Below are 24,647 nucleotides of genomic sequence, written 5' to 3'. Positions count from 1 at the left end.
AGATCATGGCAATCGAAGGAACGAGCGAGAAGCGCGAGCGTCGCATCCGGCTCGGCATGGTGGGCGGCGGCTCCGGCGCATTCATCGGCGCGGTGCATCGCATCGCAGCCCGTATCGACGATCACTATGAGCTGGTGGCCGGCGCGCTGTCGTCGACGCCGGAAAAGGCGGAAAGCTCAGGCCGAGAGCTCGGGCTCGATCCGTCGCGTGTCTATTCCGACTTCAAGCAGATGGCGATCCGCGAAGCGAAGCTGAAGGATGGCATCGAGGCGGTGGCGATCGTCACGCCAAACCATGTGCACTACGCTGCGGCCAAGGAATTCCTGAAGCGCGGCATCCACGTGATCTGCGACAAGCCGCTGACTTCGACGCTTGGCGACGCGAAGAAGCTGAAGAAAGCGGCGGACGAGAGCGATGCGCTGTTCGTGCTGACGCACAATTACACCGGCTATCCGATGGTACGGCAGGCGCGCGAGATGGTCGCCAATGGCGAGATCGGTGCGGTGCGGCTGGTGCAGATGGAGTACCCGCAAGACTGGCTCACCGAAAACATCGAGCAGTCGGGCCAGAAGCAGGCGGCCTGGCGCACCGATCCGGCGCGCTCGGGTGCCGGCGGCTCGACGGGTGATATCGGCACGCACGCCTATAATCTCGGCGCCTTCGTCTCCGGCCTCGAACTCGAAGAACTCGCTGCCGATCTCGACAGCTTCGTTGACGGCCGCCAGCTCGACGACAATGCCCATGTGATGATGCGCTTCAAGGCGAAGGACGGCGAGCGCGCCAAGGGGCTGCTCTGGTGCAGCCAGGTGGCGCCCGGCCACGAGAACGGCCTTATGGTGCGCGTCTACGGCACCAAGGGCGGGCTTGAATGGACGCAGAAGGACCCGAACTATCTCTGGTACACGCCGTTCGGTGAGCCGAAGCGCCTGCTCACTCGCGCCGGCGCCGGGGCGGGTGCGGCCGCAAACCGCGTCAGCCGTATTCCGTCGGGCCATCCGGAAGGTTACCTGGAAGGCTTCGCCAACATCTACACGGAGGCGGCGCGCGCCATCTTTGCCAAGCGCAAGGGCGAGAAGATCGATCCGGCCGTCACTTACCCGACCATCGACGATGGCATGAAGGGCATGGTCTTCGTCGACGCCTGCGTACAGTCATCCAAACGAAATGGGGCGTGGGTAAAGGTATAACCGCAGGCCAATACCGGCGGAAGGGCGGGGCTTTCCCGCCCTTTTTCGCGAGTTGACATTTGCCGGCATGGATTTAGGTCGGCCCGCTACAAACCGAAAACCAAGGTCCCGCTGGCAGCGGGGCCGGAACGAGACGAGACAAAGAGATGACCGATCCCAAGATCCTGGCAGAGCGCTTCCCGGGCGATTTCGTATTCGGGGTGGCGACCGCCTCCTTCCAGATCGAAGGCGCGACCAAAGCTGACGGGCGCAAGCCGTCGATCTGGGATGCCTTTTCGAACATGCCGGGCCGTGTCTTCGGGCGTCACAACGGCGATGTCGCCTGCGATCACTACAATAGGCTCGACGAGGATCTGGACCTGATCAAAAGCCTCGGCGTCGATGCCTATCGGTTTTCCGTTGCCTGGCCGCGGATCATTCCTGAAGGCACCGGCCCGATCAACGAAAAGGGTCTCGATTTCTACGACCGCCTCGTCGACGGCCTGAAGGCGCGTAACATAAAGGCCTTCGCCACGCTTTACCATTGGGACCTGCCGCTGGCGCTGATGGGCGATGGCGGCTGGACGGCGCGCACGACGGCCTATGCCTTCCAGCGCTACGCCAAGACCGTGATCGCTCGCCTCGGCGACCGGCTCGATGCGGTCGCGACCTTCAACGAGCCCTGGTGCTCGGTGTGGCTCAGCCACCTCTATGGCATCCATGCGCCGGGCGAGCGCAACATGGACGCAGCCCTGCATGCGCTGCACTTTACCAATCTGGCGCACGGGCTCGGCGTCGACGCCATCCGCTCCGAGCGGCCGAACTTGCCTACGGGCATCGTCATCAATGCGCATTCGGTCTACCCGGGCAGCGACAGCGCGGCCGACAGGAAAGCCGCCGATCGCGCCTTCGACTTCCACAATGGCGTCTTCTTCGGCCCGATCTTCAAGGGGGAGTACCCCGAAAGCTTCATGAGTGCGCTCGGCCATCGCATGCCCGCGATCGAAGACGGCGACATGGAGACGATCTCCCGGCCGCTCGACTGGTGGGGGCTCAACTACTACACGCCGATGCGGGTCAGTGCCGATCCGGCCAAGGGCGCAGAATATCCGGCAACCATCAATGCCAAGCCGGTGAGCCAGACAAAGACGGATATCGGTTGGGAGGTTTACGCTCCGGCGCTAGGCAGCCTGGTCAAGACGCTGAACGCGACCTACCAGCTGCCCGACTGCTACATCACCGAGAACGGCGCCTGCTACAACATGGGCGTCGAGAACGGCATTGTCGACGACCAGCCGCGGCTCGACTATATCGCCGACCACTTGTCGGTGACGGCGGATCTGATCGCCGAGGGTTATCCGATGCGCGGCTATTTCGCCTGGAGCCTGATGGACAATTTCGAATGGGCCGAAGGTTACAAGATGCGTTTCGGCATCGTCCATGTCGACTACGACACCCAGGTCCGCACCATCAAGAAGAGCGGTGAGTGGTACCAGGCTCTGGCCGAACAGTTCCCGAAGGGCAACCACATCTGACGCTCAAGCGGGCGGGCTCACCCGCCCGCAACGCTTCCGTGCGGCTCGGTCAATTCACCGCCGGACCGGCAGGACTTCCAGGCTCTGCCGGTCGAGCTGGGCCAGCACTTCCTTGAAACCGTAGCGCGGCTTCCAGTCGAGCTTTTCGATCGCAGCACTCGGGTCATACACCCGGTCGATGGTCGCGGGCAGCGGCCAGTCGCGATCGGCAAAGGCCTGCGACAGTTTTGGCGCACGCTCACGCAGGAGCCCTGCGGCATCCTCCGCCAGCCGGCGGCAATCCGTTGGAAGGAACGGCGTTTCGCCCGAGATGATGTAGCGCTGAAAAGCCGGGCCGCCATTGTCGAGTGCTGCCACATGCGCGGCAGCCACGTCGCGCGCATCGATGCCGCGGTGCAGGCGGTAGCTTGCGATACGATCGGCGACCTCCGGGAAACAGCGCGACATGCGCAGCACCCGCACATGCAAAGCACGATCCGCCGCGTTTTCGAGCAGAGCTTCGGCCGCAAGCTTGGTGTGGTGGTAGATGGTGTGCGGCTTCGGCGGCGTCTCCTCGGTGATCCAGGCGCAGCCGCCTTCCGTGACCGCGTGACCATAAAGTGCCGTCGTGCTGGTAAAGACGATGCGGCCGACGCCGGCGGCCTGGGCTGCGGCAATCACCAGATGGGTGCCCATCACATTGACGCGCTCGAACTCCTGGTCGGCGACGGCGTCTACATGTGGCGCGTGCAGGGCCGCCGTATGGATGACGGCGTCCGTCCCTTCCATCGCGCGCTCCAGCAGTTCGCCATCGACGAGATCGCCGACGACGGCCGTCGTGCCGAAGGGCGCGCGATCGATGCCGATGACGTCATGGTCGGCGGCGGCGAGCGCGTTGTAGATCGCTCTGCCGATGCGGCCGGAACTTCCGGTCAAGACGATGCGCATTTCTCACCTCATAATCCTGTTCCTGCCCGTTAGCATGAAATGCGGTCGGACACAGTCCGCCCGAGCAAGGATTTCCAAGATGGCGATTTGCGGGATGACGGCGCGTTGCGAAGCAAAAGAGCATGGTTTTGCCGTTGCTTGGCAAATTCGGAAAAATCATGCCTGTGAAAGGGCGTGGCAATTCTCCATAAGACCCGTAGATTATGTCGCATGCGGGCCATGCGGCAGCAAAGTTGAACTGACTGGTTGCTTGATGTTAGAGAAGTGCTCCCTGTTCCGAATGCGTTGTCGAATGTCGGCCTGACCAGACGCGCGTTCCATCCCGGCCAGGCCCGGGATCATGAGTTTTGAACATCCGAGAGCACTTATGTACCCGCACATTCCGACTGCGCCTCATTCGGGGAATTCCGAACGATGAGCGTTTCCGCCCAAAACGCCGCGCCATCGGCTGACGCGGCCGTCGTCTTCGACGGCGTTTCCAAGCATTTCCCCGCGTCCGGCACCAGCGGCGCCTTCACTGCGCTCGACAAGGTCTCGCTGACCGTCGACCGTGGTTCGATCACCGGCATCATCGGCCGCTCCGGCGCTGGCAAGTCGACGCTGATCCGACTGGTCAACGGGCTCGAAAAGCCGACGGGCGGCAAGGTGCTGGTTGACGGCGTCGATGTCGGCGGGCTCGACGAGGCGGCGCTGCGCAGCCTTCGCCGCTCCGTCGGCATGATCTTCCAGCACTTCAACCTGCTGTCCTCGCGCACCGTGTTCGGAAACGTCGCGCTGCCGCTCGAAATATCCGGCATGGACAAGCGCGCGATCGAACAGCGCGTTCGGCCGCTGCTCGATCTCGTCGGTCTCGCCGATAAGCACGGGCGCTATCCGGCCGAACTTTCAGGCGGCCAGAAACAGCGCATCGGCATCGCCCGGGCGCTTGCGACCGAGCCGAAGCTCCTGCTCTCCGACGAGGCGACCTCGGCGCTCGATCCGGAAACGACCCAGTCGATCCTGGAGCTTTTGAAGCGCATCAATGCCGATCTCGGCCTGACGGTGCTGCTCATCACTCACGAGATGGAAGTGGTGAAGGCGGTGACCTCAGACGTCGCCGTCATCGATCATGGCCGCATCGTCGAGCGTGGCCACACCTTCGACGTCTTCACCCATCCGAAGCACGAGACGACGCGGGCGCTGCTCTCGGGGCTGCCGGGTTCGAAGCTTCCAGACGCGGTCGCCCGCGCCCTGAAGCCTGCACCCGCGGCCGGCGATCGCGCCGTCGTGCGGCTCACCTTCTTCGGGGCTGCGGCCGAGAAGCCGCTGATCTCGCAGCTGATCAAGTCTGTCGGCGCCGAGGTCAACATCATCGCCGGCACGATCGACGAGATCGGCGGCGCGCCCTATGGCTCGCTGGTCGTCGCCTATGGCGCGGATGCCGAGACGTCCGGCCGCGCCGAACGCTTCTTTGTCGAAAACGGTCTGGTCACGGAGGTGCTCGGTTATGTCGCCTGATATTCTCCTGCGCATCGGCGGGGCCACGGTCGACACGATTTACATGGTCGCCATCGCCGGCCTGATCGGCTCGCTGATCGGCGGGCCAATCGGCATCTTCCTCGCCACCAGCGGCAAAGGTGAACTCTTCCCGGCGCCGACGCTCAACCGCATCATCGGGCTGATCGTCAACGCCACGCGCTCGACGCCGTTCATCATCCTCGTCGTCGCCATCATTCCGTTTACCCGACTGCTCACCGGCACCTCCATCGGTACGAAGGCTGCGATTGTGCCCTTGACGATTGCCACCATTCCCTTTGTCGCACGCCTGGTGGAAGCGGCGATCCGCGAGATCGACAAGGGCCTGATCGAGGCGGCGCGCGCCATGGGCGCGACCCCGATGCAGATCGTCTTCAAGGTGCTGCTCGCCGAAGCGCGGCCCGCGCTGACCCTGGCGCTCACCATGACCGCCGTCAGCCTCATCGGCTATTCGGCGATGGTCGGTGCCGTCGGCGGCGGCGGGCTCGGCGACCTCGGCATCCGCTACGGCTACCAGCGCTTCATGCCCGACGTGATGCTCGTCGTCGTCATCGTGCTGATCGTGCTGGTGCAGCTCGTCCAGAGCGCCGGCGACGGGCTGGCGCGGCGTTTCGACAAGAAAAACCGCAAGACCTGATTCCTCCCAAGACTGAACGTGAACAAGGAGACGACCATGAAGAAGCTTATCATCGCGGCAGCGATTGCCGCTCTTTCCGCCGGCACGGCACTCGCCGAAACCATCAAGGTCGGCGTCACGCCGGGCGAACACGCCCAGATCATGGAGAAGGTGAAGGAAATCGCAGCTCCCAAGGGCCTCGATATCGAGATCCTCGAATTCTCCGACTATGTCGTCCCGAACCAGGCTCTGGCTGACGGCGACCTCAACGCCAACTCGTTCCAGCACCAGCCCTATCTCGACAACCAGATCGCCGATCGTGGTTTCGACATCGTCAGCGTCGGCACCACCATCACCACCCCGATGGGCGTCTATTCGCAGAAGGTGAAGAGCCTCGACGAGCTCAAGGACGGCGCCACGATCGCCATCCCGAACGACCCGACCAATGGCGGCCGCGCGCTGCTGGTTCTGGCGTCGAAGGGCCTGATCAAGGTCAAGGAAGAGGTCGGCCTCAAGGTCACGCCGGCCGACATCACCGAGAACCCGAAGAACATCACGTTTGCCGAGCTCGACGCTGCCCAGCTGCCGCGCTCGCTGCAGGACGTCGATGCCGCCGTCATCAACACCAACTACGCGATGGAGGCCGGCCTGCACCCGAAGAAGGACGCGATCGCGATCGAAGGCGAGAAGTCGCCCTACGCCAACGTGATTGCCGTGCGCAAGGCCGACAAGGATGCTCCGTGGGTGAAGACCCTGGTCGAATCCTACCACGACGAAAAGGTGAAGGCCTTCATCAACGACACCTTCAAGGGCGCGCTGATCCCGAGCTGGTAAGCGTCTCTGGTAAAGAGAAACATGGACCGCGCGCTGCAACTTGCGGCGCGCGGTTTTTCTTTGACCGCATGGCTTGCTTGGCTATCCTCCTGGCACTTCGAGGAGGACGAACCATGAGCGTCTTGAAAGGCGGATGTCTCTGCGGTGCAATCCGGTATGAGCTGAACCGTGAGCCGCTCTTTTCCGGTTTCTGCCATTGCCGCGATTGCCAGCGCACGACAGGCACCGGTCATTGCTGTTACATGATCTTCGAGCGGGCCGATGTGACGATGTCGGGAACCGGCCGCGGTTACGAGACGCGCGCTGAAAACGGCAATCCTTCGATCCGCTATTTTTGCGAAACCTGCGGCAGCCAGGTTTATGGCTCCGGCCCGCCGGACGATCCGCGTGTGTCGATCTATGCCGGCACGCTCGACGACCCGTCGGTATTTCGACCGACAGACGCCATTTTCACCCGCAGCCGCCATGAATGGGACCGCAGTGCGTTGGCACTTGAGGAATGCGAGGCGTTGCCGGGCTGACTGCGTTCGCGAGTGAAACCGCCGCTCACCCTAACCCTCTCCCCGCAAGCGGGGCGAGGGGACGTGCCACGCTGGGGCGCCGCGGAACGGAGCTCTCGGTACCCGGGGAACTGCGTGCAAGTCGCAGCCGTAAGCTGGAGTTAGCGTTGTCGGCCGGGGCGGTGCCGCAAGTCCCTTCGCCCCGCTGCGGGGAGAAGGTGCCGGCAGGCGGATGAGGGGCGCTTCCCGCTCGCACAAGCGAAGGGCGGATGCCCAAGCGTATGTCAGCTACCGAGGTGGCGCTCGCCGCGCTTCTTGGCAAGTTCGATCTGCCGCTGGCGCTGGCGGTAGCGTTCGCGGTCCTCGTCGGTGCGGACCTCGTGGCAATGGATGCAGGAGACGCCGTCCTCGTGGTGCGGTGAAGCCAGGTCCGCCTTGGTCAGCGGCTGGCGGCAGGCGTGGCAGAGCGTGTGCTCGCCTTCCTCGAGGCCATGGGTGACGGAGACGCGATCGTCGAAGACGAAGCAGGCGCCTTCCCAGAGGCTTTCTTCCTGGGGCACTTCCTCGAGATATTTCAGGATGCCGCCCTTGAGGTGGTACACCTCATCAAAGCCCTGCTCCTTCATGAAGGCGGTCGCCTTCTCGCAGCGGATGCCACCGGTGCAGTACATGGCGATCTTCGGCTTGTTGTGCAGGCCGGTGTTGTTGTGCACCCAATCGGGAAATTCGCGGAAAGTTTTGGTGTTCGGATCGACCGCACCCTTGAAGATGCCGATGGCGGTTTCGTAGTCGTTGCGCGTATCGATGACGATCGTCTCGGGATCGGAGATCAGTGCATTCCAATCCTTCGGATCGACATAGGTGCCGACGATCTTGTTGGGGTCGATATCCTCGACGCCCATGGTGACGATTTCCTTCTTCAACCGCACCTTCATGCGCAGGAACGGCATGGACGATGCACGGCTTTCCTTGTGCTCCAGTGCGCCGAATTCGGGCTGCGCGCGCAGGAACGAGAGCACCGCGGCGATGCCGGCATCCGTGCCGGCGATCGTGCCGTTGATGCCTTCATGCGCCAGAAGCAGCGTTCCCTTGACGCCGTTTTCGTCGCAGACGGCCTGCAGCGGTTCGCGAAAATCGGAGAAACGCGGGAAGCGTGCGAAATGATAGAGCGCGGCCACCAGAAACTTGCCATGCGTCTCACCATGGGGCTCAGAGCGCGGGGTCGTGAAAATGTCGGTCATGGCCCGTGCAAATACAGCTTTCGCGCCGCAAGCGCAATCGCGGCGGGGCCCAGGGGCACTCTGTCGCGGCGCGGACAGTCGGTCCGCCCGCCGAAATTTCGCCGAAACATCAGCGCGCGGCGTCGAGCCAGAGCAACCGGATCGTTCGGCTTTCGTCGTCCGGTTCCTCCTGGAAGACCTCGGCGGCGAGATCAAGAGCGTGCTTGCGCAAGCTTCCCTGTCGGTCGATGACGGCCGCGATGAGGTGGGCCTGATCCTGACTGTTACCGGCAAGCCCCGGATCCTCGTTGATCAACTGGGTCATGACCGCGAGATCGTTGAGGTGCCCGAGCGTGTCGACCAGCGCTTTAGCCTCGGCGCGCTTGGCCTGCAGGGCGGAAGGCCAGACCGCGTGCATCAAGCCGAGATGCATGCGGTAGTCCTGCGCCCGCTTTCGCAGCTCGTGGAACGCCGGGGCTTCCGAAGTCTCGCTGCATGCCTGCCGGGCGCGCTTGGCCCGCCTCAGAGTGCGCCGCCATCCCTTCGTCAGCCGGTCTGCGGTCTTGCGGCGTCGATCGTCGAATGTCACTTGGCTGAGGGCCTGCAGTGCCTGCTCGCAGCGCACGATGGTGGCTGCCACGCGGTCCTCGATATCGGTCGCGCTTGCCGTGATGCGGTCCCGGCGTGTCGTCAGCCGCTCGCAGACATGGGCGAGCGCCCGTTCTTCCTCCTCGTTGCAAGCGGCTGCCTTGAGGTAATGGGCGTTCTCGACCAGTGCGGCCGCGTCCCGAACGGTTGAGAGGTTGCGGGCCATGTCGCGGATGCGCGCATTTTCGTGCTTCTGAAAAAGCGGCACGTCCGCTGCGACGAGACGGTACAGCGAGCGCAGGCGCTTGAAGTTCTTGCGGGCGTCGTGGATCGCCTCGTGCACCCCGTCAGGCCGATCCTCGAGCTTCATCACCGCCTGTGTGAGCTGTTCGGCGGCGATCGTGCGGAAGTCTTCGGAAAAAGGCCGTCCAGGTTCGAAGGCGTAAGTCATGGTTGCGGTTCCGTCAGTCCTTCTGTGGCGAGGGACTGGTTGGAGTAGCGGCGATCGCCCGTGATTTCCTGCCCGACCCAATCGGGCAGCGCCGGCATGTCGGTCTCGCGCTTCATCTCGACTTCCGCAACGACGAGGCCTTTGAGCGCGCCTCCATAGACGTCGACTTCCCAGGTGAACCCCTTGTGCGGCACCCGGTAGCGCCTCTTCTCGATGACGATCCCGACCGCCTGGGTCAGCATCTCGCGGGCATCGTCCATCGGCAGGTCGTACTCGTATTCGTTTCTGACCAGTGCCGACTTGCCGATCTTGATGGTCAGCCGCGCCCATTTGTCGCCGTGGATGCGCACGCGCAGCGAGCGGTCGTCCATGGTCACGACATAGGCCTGCCTGAGGTCAATGCCCTTGTCCGCACGCTCTCGCCATCCATCGGAAGCGACGAGAAACTTGCGCTCTATTTCCTTCGCCATGGAAAATCCGCCATTTCGGGGGCCCGCAGTTTCAACCTATCGCTTTCACGCAAAGGCTCAAGTCATCTCTTTGTCGCAAGTTGCATATTACCGTTGCCTTACATGCGAAAGCCGCGCTCCCGCCGCCTTGGGTCTCGACAACCGGTGGCCGGGGGAGTATGCGGAGGGCATATTCAATCGTTTTAAAAAGGACGATCGGCATGAGCGCGAAATCCGACAGGCTTCTTTCAACCCTCAAACTGGCGCCGGTTGTTCCGGTGCTGGTGATCGACGACGTGGCGACCGCCGTTCCCCTGGCGCGCGCGCTCGTTGCCGGCGGGTTGAAGGCGATCGAGATCACGTTGCGCACGCCGGCCGCACTCGAAGCGATCCGCGCCGTTGCCAACGAAGTCGAAGGCGCTGTTGCCGGCGCCGGTACGATCCTCAACGCCGCCCAGTTCGAAGCCGCGGTCGAAGCCGGCTCGAAGTTCATCGTCAGCCCCGGCACGACGCAGGAACTGATCGATGTGGCCAACGACCACGAGGTGCCGCTTTTGCCGGGTGCGGCGACGGCGAGCGAAGTCATGGGTCTGCGTGAAGAAGGCTACGACGTCATGAAGTTCTTCCCGGCCGAGCAGGCCGGCGGCGCCGCCTACCTCAAGTCGCTGTCCTCGCCGCTTGCCGGCACGCTCTTCTGCCCGACGGGCGGCATTTCCCTTGCCAATGCGCGCGACTATCTGACGCTGCCCAACGTCGTTTGTGTCGGCGGCTCCTGGGTTGCGCCGAAGGAACTGGTTGCCAAGGGCGACTGGGCCGGCATCACCAAGCTTGCGGCAGAAGCCTTCGTGCTCAAGGGCTGAGCGGCAAGCAACGCCTTCCGTTTTTTTGAAAGGCCGGGTGGAGAGCCCGGCCTTTTTCTTTGGCTGTACGGCGTCGCTCGCCTCTGGCGCGAATTTGTATTTTCCCTGCAACGTTCCTATGTCTCAATCCATTCAGCGACGGGCGCGCGGGCGGCGCACCCTTGAGCTCGCCTTCAACCGCCCGGAACCGACAAGGAGCGAAACCCGATGTTCGACGCGAAGAAATTGCTGGATCAGTTTCTGGGATCGCAGGTGCCCGGTGCCGGCGGCACGGTGCGCGATCGCGCGACCCAGGCGACGCAGCTTGCCAAGGACAATCCACTGGCGAGCGGCGCCATTGCCGCTGTTCTGCTCGGCACCAAGTCGGGTCGTCAGCTGGCCGGCAACGCCGCCGTGCTTGGCGGTCTCGCGGCGATCGCCGGTCTCGGCTACCAAGCCTACAAGAATTATCAGGCCGGCAATACGCCGGGCGGTGCAACGGTTGCCAAGGGCGAGCCGGAACTTCTGCCGCCGCCGGCCGATTCCGGCTTCGCCTCTGCTCCGGAAGCCGTCAGCCATGATTTTGCGCTGACTCTCGTGCGCGCAATGATCGCCGCTTCGCGTGCCGACGGCCATATCGACGAGGCCGAGCGCCAGCACATTATGGACAAGTTGTCGGTCTCGGGCCTTTCGGCCGATGCCGCGGCCTTCCTCGAAGGCGAGCTTGCCAACCCGGTCGATATCGACGCGATCGTCGGCGCGGCAAAGACCGAAGAGGAGCGCGTGGAGATCTACACCGCGTCGCGCCTGACGATCGAGCCGGAAACCCGTGCGGAGCGCGGCTATCTCGACCTGCTCGCCGGACGCCTCGGACTTCCCGACGCGCTCGTCGATCACATCGAGGCGACGGTCTCGGCCGCCAAGGTGCCGGCCACCGCGTAGGATACCGTTCGGGGGGCATGGTTTCATCACCGGTTCGAACAGGGTTCATCACCAGTTTGAATTTGTGTCGGCCGCCACTCTGGCCTATGCCGAAGGGCAGGGATGAAGGAGGAGCGGCCGATGCAGGATCTGAAGAACTGGAAAGGGTGCCCGGCGCCGAAGGGCGTCGCGCTCGAAGGGCGTTTCGTCAAGCTCGAGGCCTATGAGCGCGACCGGCATCTGCAGGACCTCTGGGAAGGCCTCGGCGGTATGGCGATCAACCCGCTGCTCAAATACTTCACGCAGCCGGATTTTAGGGATATCGACGCTTTCGATGCCTGGCTGACGGCGGCGCAGGAGAAATCCGGCTGGGTTACAGAGGTCTTCCGCGACAAGGCGACCGGCATCGTCGTCGGCATGGCCAATTACATGCGTGCCGATCCCGCCAACGGCGTCGTCGAAGTCGGCTCCGTGGCACACGGCGCCGCCATGGCCCGCTCGCCGCTCTCGACCGAAGTGCATTACCTGATGGCGAAGCACGCCTTCGAGGATCTCGGCTATCGCCGCTACGAGTGGAAATGCCATAGCGAGAACATGGCGAGCCGCAAGACCGCCGCCCGGCTCGGGTTTACCTTCGAGGGCATCTTCCGCCAGCACATGATATCCAAGGGCGGCAACCGTGATACGGCCTGGTTTTCGATGATCGACAGCGAATGGCCGCTGCTCAATGCCGCATTCGAAACCTGGCTTGCAGCTGATAATTTCGATGAAGACGGTCGCCAGAAGCGGCGGCTTGAAGATATACGCTCGGATCTGGAGCTGCAGGCGTCGAAATAGGCGCTGGCTGCTTAAGCCGCAGCAGACAACAACAGGGAAGTCATGCAGAACAAGGAAAAGTCACCGGCGATCGCCGCTGCGATCATTCTCGTCGTCGCCGGTCTCGGCTTCTTCGTCCTGCCGTCGATCATGCTCAAGCTCGGCGATATCTCGCCCTGGCTTGCTGCCGCCTTCGGCGTGATCTTCGTGCTCGGCTTCTTCCTGCTCTTCTGGCTGCGCGCCCGCTACCAGCGCAAGCGCGGGCTCTGACGGCCCGATCAGGCCGCGTGCGTCAGCTCTGCAGAGCCGCGCCGAGCAGCGCCAATCCCAGCAACAGAACCAGGGCAGCGCCGGCGATCTCGATGCCGTTCGAGATCCGGGCAGCCGCCGCGCCGTTTGCCGCATAGCGCAGCGCAACGCCCTTTGCGGTGACGGCCATGGTCGCAAGGATTGAGACGGTGATCGCCGTACCGATCGACATGGCGAAGACCGAAAGCACGCCGCCGAGGTAAAGCCCGTTCAGGAGTGCGAAGGACAGCACGATGAGTGCGCCGGAGCACGGGCGCAGGCCGACGGCGATGACTGCCGACCAAGCTTCGCGGAGCGCAAAACGATCCCCTTTCAGCATCGACGGGTCGGGCGCATGCGCATGGCCACAGCTCGAGCAGACCTCGCCCGGGCCATGGCTGTGCCCGTGGTGATCATGATGGTGGCTATGATGATGATCATGATGATCATGATGGTGATCGTCCGCGAGCTGGACGTGCCCGCCGCCGGCAACGGAAGCCAAGGCAACCGGACGCAGCATCTGCCGTAGCTTGCGCAGGAGAAGCCAGCCGCCGAAGGCGGCGATCAGCGCGTAACTTGCGATCTCCAGCCAGCGCGTGGCGCTGGTCATGCTGATCGAGGTACCGCGCAGGATGAGGTAAACGGCGCCGATCAGGAGGATCGCGACCACGCCCTGCAGCAGCGAGGACAGGAAGGAGAGCAGCACGCCGCGCTTCAGTTCCGTCTCGTTGGCGATCATGTAGGACGAGATCACCGCCTTGCCGTGGCCGGGGCCGGCGGCATGCAACACGCCATAGGTGAAGGACAGGCCGACCAGCGACCAGAGCTGCCAGGGGTTCTCACGCATCCCCTTCAGCGCATTGGTCATCAGCCGGTAGAAGCCCTGCTGCTCCATGTTGATCCAGGCGAAGAAGCCGCCGAGAAAACCGGTCGTCTTGAACGCGGGCTCGGCCGTGCCGATGCCGAGGGGCGACTGCGCCGCGGCGATCGTTGCAGAAAGCGCCGTGACGACGAGCGCGGCCGTGACCAGACGTGCGATCCCGCGGGTGTTCAGCATGTGATCTCGATCCTGGTTGCAAACAGCTTCGACATGTCGGTGCCCGTCGGGTCGCTCCAGAAGGCGTCGGTCAAGGTGTCCTTGTTCTCGGCGAGAACTTCGTCGGGATCAGGGCGGACGACCTTGTGCTCACAGGCATTGATCTTGTCGCCGACGACGGTCAGGTCATCGTCGGTGGCGAAGTCCATGGCCGTATACATCGTTGGATCGTAGACGCCGAAGGAGAGCTTGCCCTTGAGCGGCATCGGCTCGGCCGGCTTGACCGCGAACATCATCAGCAACTGCCCGTCCTTGTAGTCGACGGTGATGTGATCCGGCTTGTTGACCTTGATGGTTTTGCCGTTGTCGAGGATCGTCGTGTAATAATTGTACTCGGACAGGGACTCCATCACCGTCTGCCCGACTTCGGCCAATTCATCCGGATCGAGCGTCGCGTTCGAGTTCTTGTCGAAATCGAGCACCACGCTGGAGGAGAACAGTTCGTCGAAGCGCCAGACGTTCCTGAGTTCGCTGATCTCGTCCTTGTCGTCGGAGACGACCTCGAGGCGCGCTTCCGCAAAGATGTGCGGGTGGGCAAAGGCCAGCGACGGGGCAGCCAGGGTGGCAAGGCCGGCCATGACGAGGCGTTTGGTTCTCATGTGGCGGCAATCCTTTCGGCTGGAGCGATCGCTCCGCGATTCGTTTCCGGGAATGTACCGGAAATGGGACGGAATTGGGACTTTGAGGTGCCGGCGCCCGATCACCGTGGCTTGCGAAACCAGGCGTGCAGGAAGTCGACGAGGGTTCTGACCTTGGCCGGGAGGTAGCGGCGATGCGGATAGATCGCATAGATGCCGCGGTCGCGGGGGAGGAAATCGTCGAACAGCGTGACGAGTTCGCCGGTAGCGATTTTCGGGCGGGCGATGAAATCCGGGATGATCGATACGCCGAGGCCGGAGACGGTGGCTCTGAGGGCTGCAAGCGGGCTGTTGACCTCGATCGGGCCGCGGACGGGCACGGTGAAGGCCGAACCATCGGGCTCGACGAAGCGCCAGTTGGAATAGGAGCGGCCATTGGTATCGAGAATGCAGGGCAGCTTGGAAAGGTCCGTCGGGTGAGCGATGGGGCCAGATTTTTCCAGGAATTCCGGGGCAGCGCAGATCAGCACCTGGAAATCGTCGAGCTTGCGGGCGATCAGCGTCGAATCTTCGAGCCGGGTGATGCGGATGGCGACGTCGAAGCCTTCCTCGACCAGATCGACGAAACGGTCGTCGGAGATGATTTCGAGCGAGAGTTCGGGATGCTGCTTGCCGAAATCGACCAGCGACTGGCCGATGTCGGCATCGACGAAGGTGCGCGGCGCGGTGATGCGTAGCCGTCCCTTCAGGTCGGAATTGTTGGCGCGCACGAGATCGGCGAGATTGTCGATCTCCTTCAGGATTTCCGACGCGGTGCGATAGTAGGTGTGGCCAGCCTCGGTCAGCGAGAACTGCCGTGTCGTGCGGTTGAGGAGCAGCGCACCGAGTTCATCCTCGAGCTCGCGCACATATTTCGAAAGCAGCGCCTTCGACTTGCCGACACGCCTTGCGGCGGCCGAGAACCCCTCGGCGTCCACGACATCGATAAAGGCGCGGATGCGGGTGAGTGTGTCCATGGCGATCTTTCTTTCGTGCTCTCAATCGTGCTTCGCCGATTCGCCGGCGAAGGCCTCTTTCCGCGTCGATAATGCAGACGGCAGATTGTCCGTCGCTTGCGTCATTGCGCCGGGTTCTGCCTTCAGTGCCTGTTCTTATAAATAATAGTCTTCTTTCAATGCTTTAGCGTTGTGGACGATCTGGCGCCAAGCGTTCAAAATTTGTGAACATCGACAGTTTTGCCCGGCTGGAAAAAAATTCAACCGCGGTTGTGAAAAAACTCTTGATTACGACGGGCTTTTTTCTTACCTACGCCCTTGCCCAAAGTCGCACGTGCCTGTGGGTGTCCGCCGACCCTCGATTAGGTGAGGGTATCGGTAAGGTACCTGGAACTAACCCCTCCAGTCGCTATTCCGGCCAACCGGGAAATGCGAGGACATCTTGAAGCAACGACGGTGCGGGCCTTTCTGGTGTCTGCCGGCTTTCCAACAGCCGGGGTTACTGAAGAGGCACACCTTCATTGCCGGAAGTGCGGTTGGGTTATTCCCTCCAATCCATGGCAGACAAAGCCGAATTGAAGCCTAGGCGGGCTTTGATTCACCGTTCGCGCATCGAGCGCATGCATGGTTCCGGGGTCTCCACCGGCTGGTTCCAGAGCATGTGCGCGTATGCCCTTTGTCCTCCGCGAAAGCGGGGCATCTTGGATCAGGGGAATATGGCCATGACCACGGCTCGCATCATCGACTTCATCAACACCCGACGACCGGAAGGCCCGTGCCTTGTTGTCGACCTCGACGTCGTGCGCAACAATTTCAAGGCTTTCCGCCATGCGATGCCGGACAGCTCGATCTATTATGCGGTCAAGGCAAACCCGGCGCCGGAAATCCTGCGCCTGCTCGCCGGCATGGGCTCCTCCTTCGATTGCGCGTCCGTCGCCGAAATCGAAATGGCACTCGACGCCGGTGCGACCGCGAGCCGCGTCTCCTATGGCAACACCATCAAGAAGGAGCGCGACATTGCCCGCGCCCACGCGCTTGGGGTCAACCTGTTCGCGGTCGACAGCCACGAGGAAGTGGAGAAGGTTGCCCGCGCAGCCCCCGGCGCTCGCGTGTTCTGCCGCGTCCTGACCGATGGTGAAGGCGCCGAATGGCCGCTGTCGCGCAAGTTCGGCTGCGTCCCGCAGATGGCCGTCGACGTGCTCGTCTACGCCCACCAGCATGGCCTCGTTTCCTACGGCGTCTCGTTCCATGTCGGTTCGCAGATGACGAAGCTGGATGCCTGGGATCAGGCCCTTGCCGATGCCAAGCGCGTCTTCGTGCAACTGGCCAAGCAGGGCATCGAGCTCAAGATGGTCAACATGGGCGGTGGCTTCCCGACGAAGTACCTGAAGGACGTGCCGACGGCGGAAGCCTATGGCCAGGCGATCTTCGGCGCGCTGAAGAAGCACTTCGGCAACCACATCCCGGAAACGATCATCGAGCCCGGTCGCGGCATGGTCGGCAACGCCGGCGTGATCAAGGCGGAAGTCGTTCTCGTCTCGAAGAAGTCGGACAACGACGCCCATCGCTGGGTGTTCCTCGACATCGGCAAGTTCGGCGGACTCGCCGAAACCATGGACGAAGCGATCCGCTACCCGATCCGTACGGCGCGCGATGGCGACGAAATGGAGCCTTGCGTGCTCGCCGGCCCGACCTGCGATTCGGCCGACGTGCTCTATGAGAAGAACATGTATCCGCTGCCGATCACCCTTTCGATCGGCGACGAGGTTCTGATCGAAGGTACCGGCGCCTATACGACGACCTACTCGGCCGTCGCCTTCAACGGCTTCGAGCCGCTGAAGGCCTATGTGATCTGATCCGGCCTGCTCCCGTCCTCGGGCGGGAGCGCCACTTCACAATTTTCGTTCGGTCCGCCTGAAGCGGTTTTGATGACGGGAGGCCCCGATGGCCGCTGTTGTTGACGCCCTGCGCGCGTTTTTCGCGCCCACTACATTTGTAATCGATGCGGAGAATCCGGGCGACGTCGTCGCGCGCGAGAACCTGCTCGACCGTGCCATGGGGCCGGAGCGCCGCCGCAAGTCGTCGGAGAAGCTGCGCAGCGGCCGGCTGCCGGCCGAAGGCCTTGCCTTCGTCGCCCGCGATGTCGACGGTCACGTGATCGGCACGGTCCGGCTCTGGAACGTCGAGGCCGGCGTCAGCCGTGAGGGCCATGCCGTGCCGGCGCTGCTGCTCGGTCCGCTCGCAGTCGACCCCGCCCATGAGGGCAAGGGCATCGGCGGCATGCTGATGCGGGCCGCGATCGAAGAGGCCAAGAACCGCGGCCATGGCGCGATCCTGCTCGTCGGTGATGCTGCCTATTACGAGCGCTTCGGCTTCTTTGCCAGCCGCACCCAGCATCTGGTGATGCCAGGGCCGTTCGAACGCGACCGGTTCCTGGCGCTCGAGCTTCGGGACAACTGGCTCGAGGGCACCGCCGGCCTGATCGTCGCCAGCGGCCGCAAGCTCGCCATGCCGCCGGTTCGCCGCGCCGCCTGAGATCTCTTTCCGCCGCCAACCCTGCGGTGGCGGATTTTTCGCTGCTCCCTCGCTGGTCCGATCTGATCGGCGAGGGGGCAGACGCATGACATGCCGGGCGCTCCCTGCTGATCGGTTTGTGATCTTCCTTGACAAGGCAGCGCCGCTGACCTGTCCTTGCGCCAAGGCCTCGTTGCAGGCGGATGGAAGTCTCGCGCATGGATCCGTTCATTTTCGGGGCAGCGACCCTGCTGCCCTTTCTACTGACATCCTTCATCATCGAACTGACGCCGGGACCGAACATGGCCTACCTCGCCATGGTCGCGGCCTCGGAGGGGCGCAGGCCCGGCATGGCGACCGTCGCCGGCGTGGCGCTCGGCCTGGCGATCGTCGGCCTTGCCGCATCCTTCGGGGTCGCCGAGTTCGTCGGCCAGTCGGACATGCTCTATGGGGCGCTTCGCTGGGCAGGCGTCGGCTTCCTGCTCTATCTCGCCTTCGAGGCCTGGAACGGTGACGGTGAGGAGGCGGGGCCGAGCGGCAAGCCCGCATCCTTCTATTTCCGGCGTGGCCTGATCACAAATCTGCTCAATCCGAAGGCGGCGCTGTTCTTCGTCACCGTGCTTCCGACCTTCGTCGACGATACACGCCCGCTCTTGCCCCAGAACCTGACGCTTGCCGCGCTCTATGTGGGGGTCGCGACCGCGGTTCATGCCGCGATCGTGCTTCTGGCCGGGGCGTTGGAGCCGGTCCTCAACTCGCCGGCACGCGAACGGTTGGTGCGGCGTGTGCTCGCGCTGATGCTTGCGGCCGTGGCGATCTGGTTCGGCTGGTCGACGCGCCGTTAAGGCGGGTCAGGACGGGCTCTCGACCTCGCGGGCGTCGTAGCAGACGAAGGCCAGCTTGTTGCCGTCGGGATCACGCACATAGGCCGCGTAGAAGCCATCGCCATATTGCGGACGGAAGCCTGGTTTTCCCTCTTCGCTGCCGCCGCGCGCCATGGCGGTCTCGAACAGCCGGTCGATGACCTCGGCGCTTTCCACCAGGAAGGCGGTCATCGCACCGTTGCCGACCGAGGCGGCTTTCCCGTCGAAGGGGTGGCAGGCAAAGAAACGGGGCGCCTTGTCATCATCCTTTCGACCCCAGGAGGAAACCTGCTCGTCGCAGTAGCAGCGCTCCTGGCCGATCAGCGCCATCACCGGATCGTAGAAGCGCTCTGCGCGCCTCAGGTCCGCCGTTCCGACCATGGTGTAGCCGATCATGCCTGTCTCCTCGCCTTGCCTGATGGGGGTGGTCCGTTTCGGTGGCAAGTCGTCTCACACCTGCTTTAGGCACGCAACAGCGGCGATCGGGATTGGAAGGAATGACCGATCGTGTCCGCGTCACCGCCCGCTTTTTCACGCGGGCTATTCGCCGTCGAGATAGGCGCGCCCGCGGCCGGACAGGCGATAGCCGACATCGAGGCTTTCGGTGAGGCCGAGCTCCTTCAATTTGCGGATGCGCGCCTTGAGCTTCAGTTTCTCCATGCCGATGGCGGCGCTCAGCTCCGCTGCGGTCGTCCCGTCACGGACGGCGATCAGCTGCAGTACCGGACGCGTCCAGCCCATGCCGGCGCTGTCGTCGAAGCGCGCGAGCTTGCGGTCGATTTCTGCCCGTCCTTCACCGTCGAGGTCAGCCGCTTCCCGCAGGGCGATGCGTGGATCGTCGCCGGCCCGGTGGAAGGCGATGCGATAGCAGCGCCCTTCGGTGCGCGCGGTAAGCTCCTTCGCGAGGGCGGCGCGATCGGCAAAGCCGGCTTTGCGGGCATCGCTGTCGGTAATCGCGCCTTCGTCGATCTCGTCGACGGCATCGATAGCGAGAACACCGACTGCGGTGCGTAAGCTACCGCCGTCCTTGACAGTCGGCTTGGTCCAACGCCGGAAGGCCAAGGTTACGTCGCCGCTGGCGATGCCAGCGAGCACGTTTTGGCGAAACAGCATTTCAGGCGGTGGCGCGGCGATAGAGGGCGAGCGAGCCGGCGAGCGCCAGCAAGGCGCCGCCGCAGAGGCGGTCGAGCCAGACGGCGCCGGAACGCTTGAGGAAAGCTGCAGCCTTCGCGCCGAGCAGCGCATAGCCGAACATCACGGTAAAATCGACGACTGCGAAGACGAGCGCAAGCATGGCGTATTGCGACGCCTGTGGTGCCGTCGGATCGATGAACTGCGGCAGGAAGGCGGTGAAGAACAGATAACCCTTGGGATTGGTGACAGCGACCAGGAAGCTTTTGAGGAAAATCGCGGCAGAGGAAACGGGAGCCGCGCTGCCGGCTTCGTTTGCCACCTGGATCGTCCCTTTCGACCGCAGCAGCATGATGCCGAGAAAGGCCAGATAGCCCGCGCCCAGCCATTTGACGACGGTAAACCAGAATTCGGAGGCCGCCAGCAGCGCGCCGAGGCCAAGCGCGACCGCGCCGATCAGCACGAAATCGGAGAGGACGGCGCCGACCATGCCGGCGATTGCGCGCCGCACCCCGTAGCGCGATCCGTTGGTGAGTGCGAGGAGGACCGTCGGGCCCGGTGTCGCGATGCCGATGAAGGCAACCAGCGCGAATGCGAGTATCGTCATTTCGGTCATGAGTTCCTCCCTCGTCGTCTCCTTCAGTCGTCCCACAGCTTTTGCGCGTGCGCAATCGTCTTTCGCGGGGTCGCAGCCGCATTTCCGGGCCTGGTTTGACAGTCGAGGCGGCATCCCCTATGGAAGCGGCAGGGTGAAGGTCCCTGCCGTCCGCGAGCGTCATGCTTTGGTGAAGTCCTTCTTTTGAGACACGGTCAGCCGAAACGGCATGCGAACCGGTGGCAATGCGGGCTCCCATCTTCAAGGAATGCATGCCGCTGCAGGAGACCTTCTCATGACGCGCGGATCAATCCCGCTTCCCTCGCTCGACGCCCTGAAAGACCAGGCCAAGCGTCTGCGCATCCGCCTCGCATCCGAAGGCGAAACCATCGGCCATTCCCGCTCGCTCGAGCTGATCGCCGCACAATATGGCTATCGCGACTGGAACACGCTGCATGCCGCCGTCGGCAACCGGCCGCCCTTCAATCCCTGGATGCTCGGGTCCCGCGTGAAGGGGCGCTATCTCGGCCAGACCTTCGAAGGCGAGATCCTGGGCGTCCAGGCGATCGCGGCGCAGCCGGGACGCTATCGTCTGACGATGAAATTCGACCAGCCCGTCGACGTCGTCACCTTCGAGAGCTTCTCGGCCTTCCGCCAGCGGGTCACCGCGACGGTGGACGAGAGTGGCCGTACGGTCGAAAAAACCTCCAACGGGATCCCGCAACTCGAACTTGAATGGTGAGGCGCGGCCACCGCCTGCCGAGGCCCTGCGGACATGTTCGTTTCCGTTCCGGCGCCGAAGTTCAACCCAACGTCCCCGAGGCCAGCGCCTTCCGGGGACGTTTTCGTTTACGGGATGATGACGGGCGCGCCGTGCTGAGCGCGCGGTCCTGCCGGCCCCTTCGGACATCACGCTTCCCAAGTCAGTTGCGAATGGGATGCATTTGCACTATTGATGTTGTTGCAAATGATTTGCAGAAGCAGGTGGATCGTTGCTTGCCCCAGTCAGGCGCGGTGCGGTGCGTGTTACCCAATGAGGGAGAGGGGCGAATATGGACAAGCCGACAAGACCGGACCTGCTGCGAAGGCGCAGTCTGCTGATGGGCGGGCTGGCGGCAGCGGGTGGAACGGCGATCTGCACCAGCGCCGCCTTGGGTCAACAACAGGCGAGCCATGTCGGTCATGCCGCGCCATCGGGAGCGGCGGGACAGGAGCCGATGCCGGCCATGGGGCATGGCGCGATGATGACGGTCGGCGAGGTCGATAGCGCCGTCAACGGCTTCGACCCGACGGAGATGCTCACAGATTGGGACACGGGCACGGTTTCGACGCTGCCGGACGGACGGACGCTGCGCACCTTCGAGATGACGGCGGAGGACCGTGAGATCGAAATCGCGCCCGGCATCAAATTTCCCGCCTGGACCTATAACGGTCGGGTCCCCGGGCCGGCGCTCCGGGCGAAGGAAGGCGAGCGGCTGCGGATCGTCTTTCGCAACTATGCTTCGCATCCGCACTCGATCCATTTCCACGGTATTCACGCGGCGCGCATGGACGGCGTTCCTGGGGCCGGCATGGTCGATCCGGGTGACGAATTTATCTATGAGTTCGATGCCAAGCCCTTCGGCTGCCATCTCTACCACTGCCATGCGATGCCGTTGCGCCGGCACATCCACAAGGGCATGTACGGCGCCTTCGTGATCGATCCCGACCCGGAGCGCCGGCCGGAGCATGTGGAGGTCGCCCGCTCCAGGCTGCTCGGCACACCAGAGAATGCCGGCTGGCAGGAACTGGTGATGGTGATGAATGCCTTCGACACCAATTTCGATGCCGAGAACGAATTCTATGCGGTCAACACCATCGCGCACGCCTTCATGAAACGGCCGATCCGGATCGTGAAGGGCAGGCCGGTGCGCATCTATCTCATCAACGTCATCGAGTTCGACCCGATCAACTCCTTCCACCTGCACGCCAATTTCTTCGACTATTACGATCAGGGCACGACGTTGACGCCGACTTTGAAAACCGTCGATCTCATCACCCAGTGCCAGGCGCAGCGCGGCATCCTCGAATTCACCTTCACTGAGCACGAACCCGGCCTCTACATGTTCCACCCGCACCAGACCGAGTTCACTGAGCTCGGTTGGGTCGGCATGTTCGACGTGGTGGAGGCGCTCGCATGAACGAGATGCCAAGAGCTGCCATTCGCGCGGCAAAGACCAACCTGGTGTGGCTGGCGTTGCCTCTTATCGTCTTTGGCATCGCCGTTGCCTGGCTCGTATCGACCGATCCGTTGTCGGGCTTCCGCAACGGCGCGCCGCCGGTCGAAAACCTCACCTTCGAAAGAACCGTTCTCGACGATAGTGGTCTCAGTCTGCTTGTTCGCGCCGGCGGATCGGAACCGATGACGGTGGCGCAGGTCCAGGTGGACGACGCCTATTGGCAATTCGCTCAGGACCCGCCGGGGCCGATCGCACGCGGTGGGGCCGCATGGCTGAAACTGCCATTTCCATGGATGCTTGGCGAGGCGCATGCCGTGAAGGTGGTGACCAACACCGGCGCCACGTTTGCGCACGACATCGCCGTCGCCGTGCCGACACCGCAGGCGACGCCGGGCCAGTTGCGGCTGCAGGCCGTGGTCGGGATTATCGTCGGCATCGTGCCCGTGGCCGTCGGGCTGATGTTCTATCCGGTGCTGCGTGGTGTTGGGCGCGAGGGCATGGCCTTTCTGCTGTCGCTGACGATCGGCCTGCTCGGCTTCCTGCTGGTCGATGCGAGTGGCGAGGCGCTCGAGCTTGCCGGCGAAGCCGCGGCGATCTTCCAGGGGCCAGTCATGGTGGTGCTGGCGGCTTTAAGCAGTTTCCTCCTGCTGATGGCAATCGGCCGGCGAAGCGGTGCGCCGACCGGGCTGGCGCTCTCCACCTACATCGCGCTCGGCATCGGCCTGCACAATCTTGGCGAGGGGCTGGCGATCGGGGCCGCCTTTGCGGCCGGCTCGGCCGGGCTCGGCACCTTCCTCGTGCTCGGCTTTGCGCTCCACAATGTCACAGAAGGCATCGGCATCGCCGCGCCGATCCTGAAGAAGAGGCCGCCGTTCTCGGTCTTCGTCGGTTTGACGCTGCTGGCGGGCAGCCCGGCCGTCATCGGCATGTGGCTCGGGAGCCTTGCCGCCTCGGCGCAATGGTCCGCCTTGGCGCTGGCGATCGGGGCAGGCGCGATCCTGCAGGTGATCGTCGAAGTGGGCGCCTATCTGATGCGTCAGAGCGAGCGCAGGAGCGACGTGTTCCTGACGCCGCCGGTTTTGGCCGGCCTCGCAGCCGGTGCGGCATTCATGTATGCCACCGCGGCGCTGGTGAAGATCTGACAGGCAACAGGATGGGTCAGACGATCGTCTGGTCCATCTCCGCTGCCGGAATTTCATCGACGCGATGGATGCGCACGACGGTTGCCGGCACGCCCGCGACGGTGGTGCGCGGCGGAACGGTCTTGAGGACGACACTGCCGGCGGCGACCTTGCTATGGGCGCCGACCTCGATATTGCCGAGGATCTTGGCGCCGGCGCCGAGCATCACGCCGCGGCCGATCTTCGGGTGGCGGTCTCCGGTTTCCTTGCCGGTACCGCCGAGCGTGACGTTCTGCAGGATCGAGACCTGATCTTCGATGACCGAGGTTTCTCCGATGACGATGCCGGAGCCATGGTCGAGCATGACAGCCTTGCCGATGCAGGCGGCCGGATGAATGTCAGGTCCGAAGACGAGCGAGGCGAGGTTCGAAAGCCAGTTCGCGACCTCACGGCGGCCGTCGACCCAGAGCTGGTGAGCAGCGCGGTAGGTCTGCAGTGCCTGAAAGCCCTTGAGGTTCACCAGCACATGCTTGAGGCCCGGGCAGGCCGGGTCACGCTCCTTCACCGCCTGAAGATCGGCTTCGGTCGCCAGCAGGATCTGAGGGTTTGTCTTGAAGACGTCGGCGAGCAGCTGCGCAAGCGAGCTTTCGTCGACGCGCGCGACGGCCAAGCCGGCTGCGAGCACGCCGGCCAGCAATTCGGCATCCGATCCGGCATCGATGATCGGCATCAGGGCGGGCGCCATGACCGGTTCACGTGCGGCAAGCGCGCGCGCTTCCGCCCGGATCAGGCTCCAGACCGCGCCATCGGCGAGCGGTGCCGCAAGCGAGCCTTCGTACCGTAGCGTCTCAATCAATGCGGTCATGCGCC

The 24,647-nt window shown here is 63.6% G+C and carries 27 protein-coding genes; 16 read left to right on the top strand and 11 right to left on the bottom strand.

Going from position 1 to position 24,647, the window contains the following annotated elements; genetic code table 11:
• The first annotated feature begins 5 nt into the window (after positions 1–5).
• Together FA04_RS15710 and FA04_RS15705 are read left to right on the top strand one after the other, a co-directional pair.
• Positions 6–1,187 carry a Gfo/Idh/MocA family protein gene (locus FA04_RS15710; RefSeq protein ID WP_034787011.1) on the top strand — a complete coding sequence of 394 codons (1,182 nt, stop codon included), beginning with the start codon at positions 6–8 and terminating at the stop codon, positions 1,185–1,187.
• A 146-nt stretch (positions 1,188–1,333) separates the two neighbouring features.
• On the top strand, positions 1,334–2,701 hold the full coding sequence (locus FA04_RS15705) for a GH1 family beta-glucosidase (protein WP_034787007.1): 1,368 nt from the start codon (positions 1,334–1,336) through the stop codon (positions 2,699–2,701).
• A gap of 54 nt (positions 2,702–2,755) precedes the next feature.
• Here FA04_RS15705 and FA04_RS15700 read toward each other — a convergent pair whose 3' ends face one another.
• A complete protein-coding gene (locus tag FA04_RS15700) occupies positions 2,756–3,628 on the bottom strand; it encodes an NAD-dependent epimerase/dehydratase family protein (RefSeq protein ID WP_034787004.1) in 873 nt (290 codons plus the stop codon).
• A gap of 414 nt (positions 3,629–4,042) precedes the next feature.
• Here FA04_RS15700 and FA04_RS15695 point away from each other — a divergent pair, with 414 nt between their 5' ends.
• The 4 genes from FA04_RS15695 to FA04_RS15680 all read left to right on the top strand — a co-directional run bounded on the left by FA04_RS15695 (position 4,043) and on the right by FA04_RS15680 (position 7,114).
• Positions 4,043–5,125: a methionine ABC transporter ATP-binding protein gene (locus FA04_RS15695; protein ID WP_034787001.1), complete on the top strand. Its 1,083-nt coding sequence runs from the start codon at positions 4,043–4,045 to the stop codon at positions 5,123–5,125.
• On the top strand, positions 5,115–5,780 hold the full coding sequence (locus FA04_RS15690) for a methionine ABC transporter permease (RefSeq protein WP_034786999.1): 666 nt from the start codon (positions 5,115–5,117) through the stop codon (positions 5,778–5,780). Before FA04_RS15695 ends, FA04_RS15690 begins: the two co-directional genes overlap by 11 nt.
• 36 nt (positions 5,781–5,816) lie before the next feature.
• Positions 5,817–6,593 (top strand): MetQ/NlpA family ABC transporter substrate-binding protein, encoded by a 777-nt coding sequence (locus FA04_RS15685; RefSeq protein ID WP_034786995.1) that lies wholly within the window; start codon positions 5,817–5,819, stop codon positions 6,591–6,593.
• A 113-nt stretch (positions 6,594–6,706) separates the two neighbouring features.
• Positions 6,707–7,114 (top strand): GFA family protein, encoded by a 408-nt coding sequence (locus FA04_RS15680; RefSeq protein ID WP_034786992.1) that lies wholly within the window; start codon positions 6,707–6,709, stop codon positions 7,112–7,114.
• 263 nt (positions 7,115–7,377) lie between these two features.
• Here the strand turns inward: FA04_RS15680 and trhO are convergent, their stop codons facing one another.
• The 3 genes from trhO to FA04_RS15665 all read right to left on the bottom strand — a co-directional run bounded on the left by trhO (position 7,378) and on the right by FA04_RS15665 (position 9,822).
• Positions 7,378–8,334, bottom strand: a complete 957-nt coding sequence (trhO, locus tag FA04_RS15675) for an oxygen-dependent tRNA uridine(34) hydroxylase TrhO (RefSeq protein ID WP_034786988.1) — start codon at positions 8,332–8,334, stop codon at positions 7,378–7,380.
• Positions 8,335–8,443: 109 nt separating this feature from the next.
• Positions 8,444–9,352, bottom strand: coding sequence for a CHAD domain-containing protein (locus FA04_RS15670; RefSeq protein WP_034786985.1), 909 nt, complete (start codon positions 9,350–9,352; stop codon positions 8,444–8,446).
• Positions 9,349–9,822, bottom strand: a complete 474-nt coding sequence (locus FA04_RS15665) for a CYTH domain-containing protein (RefSeq protein ID WP_034786982.1) — start codon at positions 9,820–9,822, stop codon at positions 9,349–9,351. Before FA04_RS15665 ends, FA04_RS15670 begins: the two co-directional genes overlap by 4 nt.
• 200 nt (positions 9,823–10,022) lie before the next feature.
• Between FA04_RS15665 and FA04_RS15660 the strand changes: the two genes are divergently transcribed.
• From FA04_RS15660 to FA04_RS15645, 4 genes are all read left to right on the top strand, one after another.
• Complete coding sequence (locus FA04_RS15660) at positions 10,023–10,661, top strand: 2-dehydro-3-deoxy-phosphogluconate aldolase (protein WP_034786978.1); 639 nt, start codon at positions 10,023–10,025, stop codon at positions 10,659–10,661.
• 207 nt (positions 10,662–10,868) lie between these two features.
• Positions 10,869–11,582, top strand: a complete 714-nt coding sequence (locus FA04_RS15655; RefSeq protein WP_034786977.1) for a tellurite resistance TerB family protein — start codon at positions 10,869–10,871, stop codon at positions 11,580–11,582.
• A 120-nt stretch (positions 11,583–11,702) separates the two neighbouring features.
• Positions 11,703–12,398 (top strand): GNAT family N-acetyltransferase, encoded by a 696-nt coding sequence (locus FA04_RS15650; protein WP_034787278.1) that lies wholly within the window; start codon positions 11,703–11,705, stop codon positions 12,396–12,398.
• A 42-nt stretch (positions 12,399–12,440) separates the two neighbouring features.
• The gene (locus FA04_RS15645; RefSeq protein ID WP_034786975.1) at positions 12,441–12,647 is read left to right on the top strand and encodes a hypothetical protein; all 207 of its coding nucleotides are present in this window, start codon (positions 12,441–12,443) and stop codon (positions 12,645–12,647) included.
• Between the two features lie 22 nt (positions 12,648–12,669).
• On the opposite strand, the gene FA04_RS15640 is transcribed toward FA04_RS15645, so the two are convergent.
• The 3 genes from FA04_RS15640 to FA04_RS15630 form a co-directional block, all read right to left on the bottom strand.
• Positions 12,670–13,722, bottom strand: a complete 1,053-nt coding sequence (locus tag FA04_RS15640) for a nickel/cobalt transporter (protein ID WP_034786973.1) — start codon at positions 13,720–13,722, stop codon at positions 12,670–12,672.
• The gene (locus tag FA04_RS15635) at positions 13,716–14,360 is read right to left on the bottom strand and encodes a DUF1007 family protein (protein ID WP_034786971.1); all 645 of its coding nucleotides are present in this window, start codon (positions 14,358–14,360) and stop codon (positions 13,716–13,718) included. Before FA04_RS15635 ends, FA04_RS15640 begins: the two co-directional genes overlap by 7 nt.
• A 101-nt stretch (positions 14,361–14,461) precedes the next feature.
• The gene (locus FA04_RS15630; protein WP_034786968.1) at positions 14,462–15,355 is read right to left on the bottom strand and encodes a LysR family transcriptional regulator; all 894 of its coding nucleotides are present in this window, start codon (positions 15,353–15,355) and stop codon (positions 14,462–14,464) included.
• A 695-nt stretch (positions 15,356–16,050) separates the two neighbouring features.
• On the opposite strand from FA04_RS15630, the gene odc2 reads away from it, so the two are divergent.
• From odc2 to FA04_RS15615, 3 genes are all read left to right on the top strand, one after another.
• Positions 16,051–17,190: an ornithine/lysine decarboxylase gene (odc2, locus tag FA04_RS15625; protein ID WP_218686560.1), complete on the top strand. Its 1,140-nt coding sequence runs from the start codon at positions 16,051–16,053 to the stop codon at positions 17,188–17,190.
• Positions 17,191–17,278: 88 nt separating this feature from the next.
• The gene (locus FA04_RS15620; RefSeq protein WP_034786966.1) at positions 17,279–17,869 is read left to right on the top strand and encodes a GNAT family N-acetyltransferase; all 591 of its coding nucleotides are present in this window, start codon (positions 17,279–17,281) and stop codon (positions 17,867–17,869) included.
• Positions 17,870–18,066: 197 nt separating this feature from the next.
• On the top strand, positions 18,067–18,693 hold the full coding sequence (locus FA04_RS15615; RefSeq protein ID WP_034786964.1) for a LysE family translocator: 627 nt from the start codon (positions 18,067–18,069) through the stop codon (positions 18,691–18,693).
• Between the two features lie 6 nt (positions 18,694–18,699).
• Here FA04_RS15615 and FA04_RS15610 read toward each other — a convergent pair whose 3' ends face one another.
• From FA04_RS15610 to FA04_RS15600, 3 genes are all read right to left on the bottom strand, one after another.
• Entirely contained in the window at positions 18,700–19,107 is a 408-nt protein-coding gene (locus FA04_RS15610; RefSeq protein ID WP_034786961.1) for a VOC family protein, read from the bottom strand.
• Between the two features lie 144 nt (positions 19,108–19,251).
• Entirely contained in the window at positions 19,252–19,824 is a 573-nt protein-coding gene (locus FA04_RS15605; protein ID WP_034786960.1) for an ASCH domain-containing protein, read from the bottom strand.
• Between the two features lies 1 nt (position 19,825).
• Positions 19,826–20,458, bottom strand: coding sequence for a LysE family translocator (locus FA04_RS15600; RefSeq protein ID WP_034786957.1), 633 nt, complete (start codon positions 20,456–20,458; stop codon positions 19,826–19,828).
• A gap of 274 nt (positions 20,459–20,732) precedes the next feature.
• On the opposite strand from FA04_RS15600, the gene FA04_RS15595 reads away from it, so the two are divergent.
• The 3 genes from FA04_RS15595 to FA04_RS15585 all read left to right on the top strand — a co-directional run bounded on the left by FA04_RS15595 (position 20,733) and on the right by FA04_RS15585 (position 23,798).
• Positions 20,733–21,179 carry a glyoxalase superfamily protein gene (locus FA04_RS15595; protein WP_034786954.1) on the top strand — a complete coding sequence of 149 codons (447 nt, stop codon included), beginning with the start codon at positions 20,733–20,735 and terminating at the stop codon, positions 21,177–21,179.
• Between the two features lie 310 nt (positions 21,180–21,489).
• A complete protein-coding gene (locus FA04_RS15590; protein ID WP_034786951.1) occupies positions 21,490–22,617 on the top strand; it encodes a multicopper oxidase domain-containing protein in 1,128 nt (375 codons plus the stop codon).
• The gene (locus tag FA04_RS15585) at positions 22,614–23,798 is read left to right on the top strand and encodes a ZIP family metal transporter (protein ID WP_034786948.1); all 1,185 of its coding nucleotides are present in this window, start codon (positions 22,614–22,616) and stop codon (positions 23,796–23,798) included. The genes FA04_RS15590 and FA04_RS15585 overlap by 4 nt, the downstream gene beginning before the upstream one ends.
• 16 nt (positions 23,799–23,814) lie before the next feature.
• On the opposite strand, the gene cysE is transcribed toward FA04_RS15585, so the two are convergent.
• Positions 23,815–24,642 (bottom strand): serine O-acetyltransferase, encoded by an 828-nt coding sequence (gene cysE / locus FA04_RS15580; protein ID WP_034786945.1) that lies wholly within the window; start codon positions 24,640–24,642, stop codon positions 23,815–23,817.
• Positions 24,643–24,647: the final 5 nt, after the last annotated feature.

The sequence above is a fragment of the Ensifer adhaerens genome (genome assembly GCF_000697965.2).
In the GTDB taxonomy this organism is placed as follows: Bacteria; Pseudomonadota; Alphaproteobacteria; order Rhizobiales; family Rhizobiaceae; genus Ensifer; species Ensifer adhaerens.
Note: the sequence above shows the minus strand (reverse complement) of the source record. Positions and strands in the feature narration are given on the sequence as shown.